The organism is Niallia sp. FSL W8-0177, assembly GCF_038006285.1.
GTDB lineage: Bacteria > Bacillota > Bacilli > Bacillales > Cytobacillaceae > Niallia > Niallia circulans_A.
In genome coordinates this window covers 4,719,502-4,732,766 of the sequence record NZ_JBBOUX010000001.1, presented here as the reverse complement: position 1 = coordinate 4,732,766, position 13,265 = coordinate 4,719,502, and the positions used below count along the sequence as shown (strand labels likewise).

Here is a 13,265-nt window from a genome sequence, read left to right as displayed (position 1 = left end):
CCTACTTACTTTTTTAGATTTGCTACATAATTATCTTTTTGTTCTCGTCTTGTACGTTTTTCGTACTCGGCCATTACACCATTTGCAACATCGATAAAACTATTAGACAACAAAGTTACATCTGGATACTTGTTGTATATCTTATCAAAAGCACCTTCTCCGAATAATGGATCATAGATGCTTTTTAATATAGATTTGGTTTCTTCAATCGCTTTAGCAAATGATTCTTTATCTTTTACTTCACCGATATCTGTATTTCGATTATCAAATTCTTCGATTAATCCCATTAACTTCTGTTTACCAGCATCTGAGATATCTACATTAAAATCAAACTCCCCGAATCTCACGGGGATAATGGATTGGTTACTTAAATTAATATTAATAGACATATGTTACCTCCTAATTATTCTTCTATTGTTTGTGTTCCTGTTACACCAGGCTTAGTATCACTTGGAAGACCTTTAAACGTAACTGTAAATTCAAACGTTGCACGAGCATTCGCATCTCCACCATGAGGAGTGATATCTTGTAATGTTGCAGGACCTTCAATTACACGTCCATCCGGCTCTGTTACTTGAAAATACACTTCTCGACCTTGACCAAGCGTAAATAATTTGTTTCGAATCAATTCTTGTGCAGGATCATCTGCATATTTACGGTTACCACTGAATGCATAAGATGATGTTAATCCAGTAGTTTCTGTTTCTGTTCCGCCGGCTCCATCATAATAGCTGTATTCTTCCGTAGATTCCTCATTTGATGGATCAACAGTAGAGATACCTGCAGCTAATGGTAATAGTTCTTCTTTTGATTCACCGATTTTATAGGTAGTCAAATAGTTTAAATGAAATGGCATAGTTAGTCCCCCTTGTAAACTAGTAAATTTGCGCTTAATTGTGCTGTGAAAATGTAATACTTATCATCCTTCATAAGAAGGTTTGGGCTTGTTTGAATGTCTATTCCTTCAAACTCATATGAATTGTTTTCACTAGGTATAGACTTTCTATCTTTTAAAAAATCAACAATCAATTGACATGTATTGTAAGCCACTAATTGTTGTTCATGCTTTGTGCTGATTTGGAAGGCATATCCTTGGCTATATGATCCATCCATGTAGTATTGATAAGTTCTCGATGGTAAAGTTGTTACTGCAATGCTATTTCCGGTCCCAAGAATAGGAGATAGCACCGTTGAGTAATACTTTTGGGCATCTAATAAATAAACTAATCTCTCTAAAAAATCCATTGTCATAGGTTATCTTCCATTTCTCTTTGTGCAAGTCTGGTCCAGTCATCTCCATAAGCTGCTTTGCCTCGTTCATGCCATATACCACCCGCTTTAGGATTCTTATCCAATGAAAAGTTATATTGCGGGTTATAGTAAAGATTTCTTGCGTATGGGGTTGACCATTGTAAAATCCCTTGACCGATAATCGAACCACGTATGGAAGAATCACGTAAATTCCATGTATCTGCTGGAATAAATTCGTTATCATCTTTTAAAATCTGAGTATCCAGTGCGTATTGAGTTCTTTCTTTTGCTCTTGATATTTGTCTAGCTATACCGCTTAGATTAGTTCGCACTCTAATCCTTGTCATATCAAATTCACCTCATAATGGTGGGGCGTATCTGGATCTAATGCATAAAGGCTTTCGCATTCAATCACTCGGTAATCTTTCTTATTAAATCTAACTTTAGACTTTTCTTTCAAAGGCTTAAAGTTAGGTGTGTTTACCGCGTCTAAAAAGACTACTCCAAGCGTTTGGACTTCTTCTCCGTTACCATCCCTTCTCAACTTGCTAGATGGTTGCACCAACACAAAAGAGATAGTCTCAGTTTGTGCAAATTCTTCACCAAAGGAGCCATCTCTTACAAATTCTTCATATTCAATTGTATGGATCAATAATTTCTTTGGTATTGGAGGTATATTCACTTTTTACACCTCTTTAAACTCTAGGATTATTATAAGCTAATTGTTCTCGATTCCGTCTTCTGGTTCTTCCAGTCTCATCTATGAATCTTCGCATATTAGCCTGTCGTTCTCTTACTTTTTGCTTGGCCATTTGTACACCTACATCATCACCCATAGCACTTAAGACATTTAATTGCTTTTTAGCATGTCGAATTTGCCTTTCTAGATATCTCTGTTGTTGAGACAATTTATAAGCTTCATCATTCTCTTCTTTATTAATTTCAATCTCTCTTTTAACAGAAACTCCCTCAATAAATGGATACTTAACATGGCCGCAATTGATGCCAAATAAAGCAGCTATATGTTTTCCATAGCTAGTTTCACTGAATGGCGGGTATTTTTTACTTTTCCCACTCCTAGAATATATCTTTCCTTGGTAAGGAGCACAGAGTGGCCTTGCTCCCATATGTGCTGAGACTTCAATCAAATCAACTCCATATTCATCCATACGATTATCCTGTATGGTATTAGAAACTCTATTACTTATGGATCTCACGACTGTATTTATATAAGCTTCAGGAGTCCATTCCTTATTTGCTTTATCTATTAAAGCAGGAACGCCATCTTCTGCCCATTCACTAACCGTCTCTCTTAACGCTTTTTGAGGTGTAATAGTACCTGTTAATACTTTCCCTACTGTTTTATTCAAAACGTCTTTATACTGTTGTTTTGACTGTTCTAGCATGGTTGTATTAACCATGTTAAATTTATCTATTGCTTGTTGCTGATAACTTAATAATATAGGCTGAATTGTAGATCTGGGTTCTGTTGGTGGCTTGATAATAGCTCCTTGTCTCACCGCTTCTTGTAAATCCTTATCAACTTGATTAACAGCAGCATATCCAATCTCTTGAAGTAGCTTAGTTATCTCATCGATTGCTAATCCACTATATTTAGCTATAGTGATAATGTTTTGTTGTGATAAGGCTTCTAATTGAGATAGTTGATATTCTGCCCACTTCTCAATAGAATCTTGTTTTAACAGCCTTTTTCTTTTTTTTAGTTGTCTCGCAAAATTAATTAATATTTCTTCCTCAATAGCAAGATAAATTTCTGTAACTGAATTTGATAACTCTTGCTGTTTTTCAGGATTCATATTGTTTTCAACCGCCTAAATGCGTTTAATTCACTAGTATATGAAGTAAGTAAATTATCCGAACTATTAGTTGTTCCTTGATTCTGGCCACTATTTTTCGTAGCTGAAAACTTCCCTACAGTAAAAGAATTGAATGAATCATCTGTTAAACTTTGAACTACTTCCTCATTTGGATGATTTATTTTGAATAAGTCTATAGCAATAGATGCCCAAGTAAACAATAATCCCTCTGGAACCACTTTAAGATTACAATAGTTTCTTATTTTCCATTCTGCTTGTTCGATATAATCCATGATTAAATCATCTAGAGACTCATCATCAAGTTTTAGTCGCCGCTTAATAATTTCAAGGACTTTATTTCTCATTGATAAGCCCTTCTTTTAAAAATGAATCATAATCAGACTTCTTAATCTCTATTTTTTGTCCTTTTTTAAATCGTTCTGTATTATATTTGATATTCGCTTTAAGTTCCACTTTAACTGTTTCTTCTACTTCTGATTGGTTATTCTCTTCAAGATTTGCTGATTCCTCAGCTTTCTTTTTTTCTTCGGCTTCTCTTACCTTTTTATCTTCCGCAGGATCTTTTTTAGCCATTTTTATTATCTCCTTTCAAATAAGATAGGAGAGGGAAAACCCTCTCCTTAGTTAACTTTTGCAATAAAGATGTTATCGATCGTTTCAAAGCTTGGCAGCGAAATCATAGATACAATTGTTTCAACGTTTACTGGATGCGGTTCTTTGATTGTGGTAATGGCAACCCCAGTGTTAATAATTGAAACGTCAGCAGTAGATTGGCCAGTCATGAGATCAGATTCTTCCGGAGTTGTACCAAAATACGTGTTACCAAGATTACCATCTGGTAGTAAAGTAAAATGATCATCCGGATAGAATAAACTTGTAGATCCATCTTGCAATGCGAATTTTTTGTTATAAACAGCAACAGACAATCCTAGTTTTTCAGATAAATAGCTTCTCAGCATAGCATCAGTCATGATGATATTTTGCCCACCAATAGGGTTCATATCTAAACGAATAGACTTGTTCTTAATCAAATAATTCCATGTTTTACGAGTACAAATAGCATTCGTAGGACGGAAACCTGTATCCTCTTCTACTTTGTTCTGCCATTCGATTATGTCATTTACTGGATCAGAACCTGTGTAATCACTCCAAACTGCACTACCTGTTAACGTTTCTTTATGTTCAGCAGACATTTTGTAATCGTAATCGTAACTTAATCGATTTGCTGTGATTGCAATTTTACCAGTTGATAGTAATTGCATGATCATTCTTTCAGGTTGTACCATCGCACCATTCACTAACTTAGTTACATCATCATAAATATTGTTTATAACTGGCATAATCATACTATCTAAATTAGAAGCTGCAAGACGATTTAATTCTTGACGATCTTTTTCACCAATTCTCATTGCTTCACGGAAAAACGGCATTTCTGTTTGTACTTTATCAAATCCGATGCGATCTCTTAAAGTTGCTTTAGCATCAAATTCAGACGGCATCAAAGCTACTGGTAATCCATTTGATCCTTTAATCCAACTCAAATCTAATCCAAGTTGTTTCTTAGCTGGGAAAAGCGTTGCTCCTAAATAAGGAACAGCATTAGATGGATTAGCTTGATAATATGTTGCAATATTTGGCGCATTTACTAAATCAAAAATTGTTGGCATATATATTCATTCCTCTCTTATTTCAAAAATGTAATTTGTTTTAATGCTGCTTGTTCTTCAGTAGATGGTGTTGCAGGTAATTTATCGATTGCTACAAACCCATGAATAAGTACTGCTCCAGGAGCTGGACCATAAGTTACATCTACATCATTAAATAGAACACCTTCTGCATTAGATACACCTTCTGTCGTTGTAGCTTTAACTGCATTAACTGCTTCGTCTGCTAAGAAACCTCCACCTACAATCGTTCCTGCAGGTACAATTTTCTTACCATCATCATTTGCTTTAACACCTGTGTCACTCACCGTTACCGCAACATTCACGTAATGATCTGGAAACTTTAGAATTTCTTTTTTATTTGTATAAGATGTAGTTACAAATTTACTCATCTATATTTCCTCCTTACTTAAAATAGGATTTTCTAGCTTCTTCAAGAGAAGCATTATTTTGTTTATTAGCTTCTGCAGCCTTTTGACCATAGTTAATCGCGCTAGGATTAGAGCTACCGCTACCTGGCGTATTTCCTTTTAATCTTTCCGTTACTGCAGCATCAACTGCTTCACGGAAAGCTTTTTCAAAAGTATCAACATTTCCTTTTGTTTTGTCAGCATCATCAGCAAGTAAAAGGTCAGCAAAAGTAATAGGCAACTTCTTCTCATTCAGAATGTTGATTGTCTCAAGCTTAAGTTCCTTTTGTTGAATGGCCCTTTCTCTATCCTCAATCTCTTTTTTCTGTTTATCAAGAAGTGCTTGCTCCTTCTCTGCAGCAGTCATTTTAGCAAGTTTCTCTGCCTCTGCTTTCTCTGATTCTAACTTTTGCTTATAATCAGCTTCCCACTTTGCTTGGGCTGTTTTTAAAGCATCTGTGACCCTCTTATCGGATTCGCTCTGTAGGAGTTTTTTTAATTCTTCTTCTGATTTAGGAAGTTCAATTGTATCTTTACTATTTTTATCTCCTTCACCAGCTGCACCGTTGCCATCTCCGCCTCCTGATTCGCCATCTCCTTCAGCAAAAAACTGTAAATTTAATCTGTAAAGATGTTCAATAGGACTTTCCTTTTTAAATAACTCAACTTGTTTCTTTGCTAACGGAATTACCGGATTTAGTACTTTATTTTCCATCTTTTTTCCTCCTAATGCCCCTTACAGTTCGCGCCTGTAAGTTGCATATTTTCATAAAGTTTGATACTTCTCTTTTTGACACTTCTCACATCTATAAATCCACATTTTATTCAGCCCACTGTTTATGAGAAACGACTCCTTCAATCTGTATTCATGTTTACAAAAAGGATTTCCTATTAGCCTTTTTAGTAGTAGTTTCATAACTTTCTCCTTACTTTTGTGCAAAATAAAAAGCCGTTATTAAACGACTCGCCAATCTTCCGCCAACATATCAATTTGTGAAGCTGCCCATCCAACGACTATTGAACCATCAGCTGATTGCATATCAATGTGGGAATTGATTTTAACTTTATCCGCAGTAGCCCTATTCATTCCAACATGTTTTAAAGCTTCGTTCCGTAAATTAGGTACTGAAATTTCATTACCTTGAACTAGATAAATGAACATCCCTTTACCATTCCAACCTGAACGAGCAACTTTTCCACCCTTTTTTAATTTATCAAGAGCTTGACTAAAATTCATCTTCCTCCCTCCAATCTATTAAATAATTTTAGTTGCACCGTCATAAATTTCGCCTATTGTACGCTTTCCATCTTCTTGAATACGATTAATCTCTGCATCCACATCATCAATAAATGGCAACAGACCAAGTTTTGTCTTTTGACTAACAGTACTACCTAAATCTTGTACCATCTCTACTAATTCAATAAGGTTCTTAGGGATATTTCGATGAAATTTAAGATTTATTTTATTGTAATCATAATTGGCGCCTTTTTTATTTAAAAAGTTAGTAATCAATCTAAGGCGCTTAATTAAGGGGCTTTTAAATTTACGCTCTTTAATTGCGGCTATTTGCTCTAAACCCCATAACTTATATTTCATTGCCTCACCAGATACATTTCCAGCAAACTTTTCATCTGTAAGATCAGGCACTTGGCTAATTCGATGAATATCATTCTGCAATCGATTTTTATAATTTTCCGTTGCGGCATCATTGACCTCTTTAATTAGCCATCCCGCATCTCCTTCTGGAGGAACAATAATAACCCTATTTTTCTTCATTTCCTTTACGTCAGCCCATTCTGTGGCATCCATCCCAACAAGTTTTAAATAGGCATCTGTAAAGTACTCAAAATCATTTGAACTATCAGATTGAGATTTATTGTAATCGTCAATTAGAGAAAGAACTACTTCGAAATCACCCATCATTTCATTATTATTAATGTACTCATTAATTGGCACTTCTCCGAAATGATGTTCTTTTCTTTCGACTTCTGTTAGTTTATTTGAGGTTGACTCATAATAAATGATTTCATCAGACGTATAAACCTCTGCTTTATTCGTTTTATCACCAGTTGATATATCTTCACTAGTATAATGTCTAATTGCGAAAAGTAACCTCTCTTGAATGTCATCTGTATAAACAGGGATAACTGATTTATTATCAATTTCTTTAAATCGGACATTTGCTTCTTCATCTGCATAAATAAGTTCATAGGCTCTTCCGGCTTTACTCATGGTTTTAGCGAGTTCAAAGTTAACATCTTCTTCCGAATTATCATCCAAGATTTCAAATACTTTATTGATAAATTCTTTCTCGTCACTCTCGTAAGTAACTGGAATGCCCATAAAATAGCCAGTAACATTGTCAGTAATAAGCTTTGCATAGTTAATTACCAACTTATTATTCGGCTTATCTCCATCTATAGGACGATCAAGAATATCATGTTCGCCTTTATAATACTTTTCTAGCTTTAAAAGACGTTCATTTTCTTTTCCACTATCCCACATAGCGATTATATTTCTTATAAGTTCTTCTGTGATTTCAATAGCTTTATTAACTCTTATTTTCAGCAAGTAATCACCTCCTATAAACCAAATGATTTTTTATCCATTGTACCAAGTTTATTTCTATTAAACAGAATCGTATTCACGAAATATCTGTCACCATCCATTTGGTGATCATTCTGTTTAACTGGTTTGTCTTCTCCACGATCAGCTGCTTTCTCATCCCAAATATAAGAGGAAAACTCACGAAATGTTTCTTTGCAGCAATCATTGTATTTGATCATTAAATTGTTTAAAGCACTAGCCATATTACGTATACCGTCTAATACATCATTTTTGGCTTTAATTACTTTAAATCCATTCTTTTTAAGCAGAGCAATAAAACTAGCAGCAGACGGATCCACGATAACCCCTCTAAAATTACTGATATCTGCAACAAATTCCTTTAAATCATCAAGATATTCTTGGTCTGTCTTTTGTTTGCTCATTTGACGGCCATCATAATGATATTCCTTTGTCTTATACCAGACATCACCACAAAGACCCCACAAACCAAAAGTTGTTGGGTTTTGAGTACCGTAGTCAATGCTGACATAGTATTTGGAGTATTTTCTTGATTCAGTTGCAACAACATGTTTTTCCTTATCGAACATGTCAAAAATAATACCTTCTGCAAGCACCCATAAACCAAGAATAAAACGCTTATAGAATATACCTTTATACATCCTTTTATAGCGCTCTTTCGTCTTAGGAGTAAGCGAAAGATTATCATCCATAGTGAAATGGATATGAACCATGTTCTTTTCTTTCAATTGGTCTAGATACTCAACTTTAAACCAATGAAATGGTCCAGCTGGGTTACAGTTAAACCAAAATTTTGCACCGTCAACAGAACAACGAGCAGTTGCTTGGTTAACAAAGCTTTGAGGCATTAATCCTACTTCGTCGAAAAACATTCCGGCTAATGTGATACCTTGGATTAAGTCCTGTGAGCCTTCATCTTTACCACCAAAAATATAAAAGTAATTTATTTTACCTTTATAAGTAATAGTCATGAAGTTATCTGCTCTGTGGTCCTTAACTTTATATCCTCTAGCCTTTAGCATCCTTTTTAATGGAGTTATCACGTTACGACGAAAAGAGCCTATCGTTTTACCCGACATGCCCAAATTACATTCATGAAATGTATCCATCGCCCACATAACAAAAGATAAAGACATGACGACTGTTTTACCAGCACGAACAGAACCATCACAAATGATTCCATCTTTATCTTTCATCGGCGAATCTTTTCTCCACCAGGTAAGTACTTGTTTTTGCTTTATAGAAAACGGCTTGAATTTAAATGGTGCTGGTTTCTTTTTCTTTGGTGCTCTTGTTAAAAAGGAAAATTCTTTAACTGTCTTCTTCGGTTGAGTTGCTACCATCTGACCACACCTCCGAAGTTACTGCATTTAAAGCATCTTCAAAACCATCATCTTCATATTCATCCTCGTCCTCTTTACCATGAAGTTTAAAGTGAGCAATCTTAAGCTTCTCTTCCTCAATCTTCCGTTTAAACTCATCAGGGAATAGATCAAAGTATTTCGATAGCTTGTCTAATGCCCATTTTCTATCCTCTAACTTAATAGACACACCATCACGGCCTTGTTTTACTTCTGTAATAAGTGTTCCATCTACTACATTAGAATGCTTGAAATCTACAAAGTTCACTTCTTGCATTAATTGATTATCATGCTCATCTTTAACAGGCCCAAACGCTCCGATAACCGGCTCTTCTCTTTGGCCAAAAGTGAGATAATCTGTAATGTCAGAAAAGGCTATCTTAATGTACTTATTTAGGACATCCATAGCATCTATAAATAACTCACCTGTCATTGTTTGCTTAATTCGTTTGATTTCCTCACGAACTCTAACATTTCCTAACAAGCGTGGACCTTGTACATGAGCAGTTGCTGGAGAATACCCCGCATTGATTGCTGCCTGTGTTGCATTAAAAGTTCTCACATAAAAAAGACAAAACATGCTTTGTTTATCAGTTAATCCACTCTCTTCTGAGAAGTCATCAAGTGATAATTCTGGAGCATATTCTTGAACTGAAGTAGTTGCATCTCTTATCTTATTCGTCGCAACCTTTTGTTTTTGGGTTGCATCCTTTTTAGATTTGGTTGCATCTTTTTTAGGAGCACCTCTCGACCAACCTTCTCTGCTTTTTCTACTCTTTAATGTACCGAGTTTGATATCATGTTTTTCGGCCAGTGCTTTCAATGTAATGTTTGTTGTTTCAAACTCATTTCTGATTTCTTCCCAATTCATTTTACATTCACCTGCCACCTCCGATAATTGTGTTTAACAAAAGAAAAAAGCATCCCTTAGGATACTTTAATACTTAATAATTTTCGTTTATAATCCATTTAGATGTTTCATCGTCAGCTTCATAGAAACCAACTAATTGTTTTTTAGCATAAATTAATGCCTCTTCCTCACTAGAGAAGTTTGCTTGAGTATTTAAAACAATACCTGCTAGCTCGCTTCTTTGATAAAAATGACTGGTCTTATATTGATAATATCCATTACTATCTAGTGTAATTCTAATACCAACACTTTGTTCACCAAGTGTCACTTCCCATTGAGAAACAATTTTTTCAACATAACTAATTTTATCATCTTTTAATTGGTTAAATAACGACAAATTCATCTCCTCCTCTGTAATTTCACTTCGACAAAAGGAGACGTTTTCCTGCAATTATCCAATCAAACTTTGAACCCACGGTAAATAATTTGTCGTAAAAGAATAATATAAAGCAGCCAACAATGCTGCAGTCGCAAGAAAATTAGCAATCTGTTTTGGGATTTTAATTAACCTCAGTAAGATAAAAACTACTATAAATGCTATTGCCCCAGTTATCATGACTATTCCAAATTGGATAGCCATTCCATTTACTGTATTCCCAACAGGACTAAAATCGATTTTTTCCATAAAACACCTCCAAATATTTTATCGGGTAAATATGGAAAAATGGTAGTTCTATTTTACTTTACCGAAGGTAATGCTCTCTAACAAAATTAGAGAAAGCAGCTTATTAACCGCCTCCCCGTCCTGCCTTCCATTTTACACTGCCGATTTTTCACCATGCAAAAGTTTGGAAAAAGTCGTATTTGTGCCGATTTGCGCCTTTATGTCGGCTCTTAATTTATCAACGGAATCCCTAGATATCTCTAAATGAACCGCTATTTGCTGCCTAGTCATTCCGCTAAGCATACAATCATAAACAATTTTCAATATTTCTTTATCTAGAAAATCCCCAGCACTTTCAATAGCAAACACTTTTCGTTGATATTCTTTCAATCTCATTATTTGCTTCTGTTCTCGAATATCCATGTCCCTCAATTCTGCTTGGCTTTTGCCAGAATTTCCATGAGGTAATGTTGCTTCAACCCCATATTGAGCAACTCCCCAGGATCGCATAGGGAGAGATTTCCCATAAATAATTCTTTGTAGCCTTTCAATTTCTCTTTTCATCATTCGGTAATCCCTAATTAATTCTGCAATATTTATCTCCATTCACGATTACCCCCTTTGTCTTAATGCGCCATTATGTCTTCTATATGTAGGTTTTTTTATGTCCATTAGCTCTTCTAAATCTCTTTGTGAAAGGAGTTCTTTCTTTTTTGCAACTGACTTTTTCTTAGGTGACTGAGTCTTAACATGTTGTTTTTCCCATTCTTTAAGCTGTGTTTTTAATGGTGGATTCATCATTATCACCTCACTTGGATAAATAAAAAAGGACACCAAACGAAACGGTGTTAACCGCTTGTTCAGTGTCCTCCAGTTGGCTGGTAGAACTAATTTAATAAATAGTTCAATGCAGTATAATAATTATTATTATCTAATTCAGAACTAAAAAAATCATTGATTAAAATAACTTCTTTAAAATCTTCATTTCCTATTTTCACTACATATAAAAATAGTAACATTAATTCTTGGGTTGTAAGTTGATCTCTAAGAATACCATAATAAATTTTTTTAGTGTCAATTTCTTCTACTGTATTATTTACAAGGATTATAATTCTTTTTAAATTCCGTAAATAATGTCCTATTTCACTATCTTTTTCTTGAAAAGAAATTTTAATTCTTTCTAATACCATCTGGCTATTTTTTGCAAGAGTAAGACCAATATTATTAGTTACTGTATAGTAATATTGATTAAGAGATTTTCTACCTTTAGGGTTATTATCTATACTAATCTCTTTTACTATTTCATTGTGAAGGCCGATTAAGTTAAAAAAAATGCTGTCAAACTGTTGCTTTTTCATTGTTTGATTTGTAATTTTGTATTCTTCTCTTGTTGCCTCTACTTCTTTTCTTTGTAATGATAATTCCTCTTTCTGCATTACAATTGCGGCAACTAACATCAATATACTGGCTATATTAAAAAAAGCAATCGTTGATCCACCTAAGAAATCTCCAACTGGACCTAATGCATCAAGCGTACTGTAATGATTTTTGTTTCTAAAAAGATATATTCCAATCGGTAACAGGATAGCTATCCCTATAGCTATTATTGCTGAAAAAATATATCTATTCTCAATCTTCTTCCACTTTTCTGAAAACCACCTTTTCAAAAATCTTCCCCCTCATCAAACTTAACCCGCTTCACCTTCCCTTGATGAGTGATGATTTTTGTCTCCCCATGTTCCGGCAGTTGAGTAAGCTTAGCTCGGCCATCACACACAACAATGGCAAAGCTTCCTTTTTGTTCCATTATATCAACTTCTAGTCGCATTGTACTAGTATTAATCTCTAATTCTTTAAGTCTCATGAGGATCACTTCCCTAAATTTATTAATCTGTTATTCTTGTTTGTTGGGTAAAATCCTATTTAATCTTTTACTTTCCTGAAACACGAATTTTTTTATTTACTGCCCTTTCGTTATCTTATTTGATTAAAAATCTAATCAATGGAGACACTAATAGCAATAACGCAAGTACTAAATAAGTAAGTTTCCAGTGTTTTTTTATTGGATTCCAAACATATTTTTCAAAAAGAATCATCAATTTCCTTCACTCTTCCTTCTGCGGATAAGTTTCATATGTTGTGATTAAATTAAAGCACTATCTATAATCAAAACTTCATACTCTGCAGCATGGAAATCTTCTAGCACTTCCTTAACTGGAACTAATTTTTTATTTTCCAATGGAGTTTGACTAAATCTAGCTAAAGCATAATCTCTTCCAACCTCATTCATACATACATCTAAAGATCCATCATTATCTGCTACATGTTCGATATATTTTTCCTTTGCCTTCTCTTTACTTTCTGCTTTTAATAATGCGTAATATGGCGAACTAACTTCAAAATATTTCATATAATTTCTCCTTTAATGAATAATAGTTATCTATGTTTTCTCTCCTGGTGCCTATATCCCAAATACATAACCACAGTAATAAATAACTGACCTAGACAAAAACCGAAAAGGAAACTCATACTATACCCTACTTAGGTTTCTTTTTAATTTTTAATGGAGGATCACCAGTACCTTTACATTGCTGACAAACCTTATTGCCTATCATTCCAGTCCCGTTACATATGAGGCAT

At 34.5% G+C, this 13,265-nt stretch carries 22 protein-coding genes; all 22 read right to left on the bottom strand.

What is annotated here, in order from left to right:
* Positions 1-5: 5 nt before the first annotated feature.
* Positions 6-389: a hypothetical protein gene (locus NST77_RS23220; RefSeq protein WP_328283257.1), complete on the bottom strand. Its 384-nt coding sequence runs from the start codon at positions 387-389 to the stop codon at positions 6-8.
* A gap of 14 nt (positions 390-403) precedes the next feature.
* The gene (locus NST77_RS23215) at positions 404-856 is read right to left on the bottom strand and encodes a phage tail tube protein (RefSeq protein ID WP_328283258.1); all 453 of its coding nucleotides are present in this window, start codon (positions 854-856) and stop codon (positions 404-406) included.
* A gap of 2 nt (positions 857-858) precedes the next feature.
* Complete coding sequence (locus NST77_RS23210) at positions 859-1,251, bottom strand: minor capsid protein (protein ID WP_144544340.1); 393 nt, start codon at positions 1,249-1,251, stop codon at positions 859-861.
* Positions 1,248-1,598, bottom strand: coding sequence for a minor capsid protein (locus tag NST77_RS23205; protein WP_341123622.1), 351 nt, complete (start codon positions 1,596-1,598; stop codon positions 1,248-1,250). The genes NST77_RS23210 and NST77_RS23205 overlap by 4 nt, the downstream gene beginning before the upstream one ends.
* A complete protein-coding gene (locus NST77_RS23200; protein ID WP_328283260.1) occupies positions 1,595-1,933 on the bottom strand; it encodes a putative minor capsid protein in 339 nt (112 codons plus the stop codon). Before NST77_RS23200 ends, NST77_RS23205 begins: the two co-directional genes overlap by 4 nt.
* Positions 1,934-1,946: 13 nt before the next feature.
* Entirely contained in the window at positions 1,947-3,068 is a 1,122-nt protein-coding gene (locus tag NST77_RS23195; protein WP_328283261.1) for a phage minor capsid protein, read from the bottom strand.
* Positions 3,065-3,433 carry a head-tail connector protein gene (locus NST77_RS23190; protein ID WP_341123621.1) on the bottom strand — a complete coding sequence of 123 codons (369 nt, stop codon included), beginning with the start codon at positions 3,431-3,433 and terminating at the stop codon, positions 3,065-3,067. The genes NST77_RS23195 and NST77_RS23190 overlap by 4 nt, the downstream gene beginning before the upstream one ends.
* Positions 3,423-3,662, bottom strand: a complete 240-nt coding sequence (locus NST77_RS23185; RefSeq protein ID WP_328283263.1) for a DUF7210 family protein — start codon at positions 3,660-3,662, stop codon at positions 3,423-3,425. Before NST77_RS23185 ends, NST77_RS23190 begins: the two co-directional genes overlap by 11 nt.
* Positions 3,663-3,709: 47 nt before the next feature.
* A complete protein-coding gene (locus NST77_RS23180) occupies positions 3,710-4,756 on the bottom strand; it encodes a major capsid protein (protein WP_341123619.1) in 1,047 nt (348 codons plus the stop codon).
* A gap of 17 nt (positions 4,757-4,773) precedes the next feature.
* Positions 4,774-5,145: a hypothetical protein gene (locus tag NST77_RS23175; RefSeq protein ID WP_341123618.1), complete on the bottom strand. Its 372-nt coding sequence runs from the start codon at positions 5,143-5,145 to the stop codon at positions 4,774-4,776.
* Between the two features lie 13 nt (positions 5,146-5,158).
* Positions 5,159-5,878 (bottom strand): DUF4355 domain-containing protein, encoded by a 720-nt coding sequence (locus tag NST77_RS23170; RefSeq protein WP_341123617.1) that lies wholly within the window; start codon positions 5,876-5,878, stop codon positions 5,159-5,161.
* Between the two features lie 240 nt (positions 5,879-6,118).
* Positions 6,119-6,400 (bottom strand): DUF2829 domain-containing protein, encoded by a 282-nt coding sequence (locus NST77_RS23165; protein ID WP_341123616.1) that lies wholly within the window; start codon positions 6,398-6,400, stop codon positions 6,119-6,121.
* An 18-nt stretch (positions 6,401-6,418) separates the two neighbouring features.
* Positions 6,419-7,735, bottom strand: a complete 1,317-nt coding sequence (locus NST77_RS23160; RefSeq protein WP_341123615.1) for a phage portal protein — start codon at positions 7,733-7,735, stop codon at positions 6,419-6,421.
* A gap of 11 nt (positions 7,736-7,746) precedes the next feature.
* Complete coding sequence (locus NST77_RS23155) at positions 7,747-9,093, bottom strand: PBSX family phage terminase large subunit (RefSeq protein WP_341123614.1); 1,347 nt, start codon at positions 9,091-9,093, stop codon at positions 7,747-7,749.
* Positions 9,062-9,982 (bottom strand): terminase small subunit, encoded by a 921-nt coding sequence (locus NST77_RS23150; protein ID WP_328283270.1) that lies wholly within the window; start codon positions 9,980-9,982, stop codon positions 9,062-9,064. Before NST77_RS23150 ends, NST77_RS23155 begins: the two co-directional genes overlap by 32 nt.
* A 73-nt stretch (positions 9,983-10,055) precedes the next feature.
* Positions 10,056-10,358, bottom strand: a complete 303-nt coding sequence (locus NST77_RS23145; RefSeq protein WP_341123613.1) for a hypothetical protein — start codon at positions 10,356-10,358, stop codon at positions 10,056-10,058.
* Positions 10,359-10,412: 54 nt separating this feature from the next.
* Positions 10,413-10,646, bottom strand: a complete 234-nt coding sequence (locus NST77_RS23140; RefSeq protein ID WP_328283272.1) for a hypothetical protein — start codon at positions 10,644-10,646, stop codon at positions 10,413-10,415.
* A gap of 132 nt (positions 10,647-10,778) precedes the next feature.
* Positions 10,779-11,231 (bottom strand): sigma-70 family RNA polymerase sigma factor, encoded by a 453-nt coding sequence (locus tag NST77_RS23135; protein WP_341123612.1) that lies wholly within the window; start codon positions 11,229-11,231, stop codon positions 10,779-10,781.
* Between the two features lie 6 nt (positions 11,232-11,237).
* A complete protein-coding gene (locus NST77_RS23130) occupies positions 11,238-11,423 on the bottom strand; it encodes a hypothetical protein (protein WP_328283273.1) in 186 nt (61 codons plus the stop codon).
* A gap of 89 nt (positions 11,424-11,512) precedes the next feature.
* Positions 11,513-12,292 (bottom strand): putative phage abortive infection protein, encoded by a 780-nt coding sequence (locus NST77_RS23125; RefSeq protein ID WP_328283274.1) that lies wholly within the window; start codon positions 12,290-12,292, stop codon positions 11,513-11,515.
* Positions 12,289-12,489 (bottom strand): XtrA/YqaO family protein, encoded by a 201-nt coding sequence (locus NST77_RS23120; RefSeq protein ID WP_047944078.1) that lies wholly within the window; start codon positions 12,487-12,489, stop codon positions 12,289-12,291. Before NST77_RS23120 ends, NST77_RS23125 begins: the two co-directional genes overlap by 4 nt.
* Positions 12,490-12,768: 279 nt before the next feature.
* Positions 12,769-13,035: a hypothetical protein gene (locus tag NST77_RS23115; protein ID WP_328283279.1), complete on the bottom strand. Its 267-nt coding sequence runs from the start codon at positions 13,033-13,035 to the stop codon at positions 12,769-12,771.
* Between the last annotated feature and the right edge of the window lie 230 nt (positions 13,036-13,265).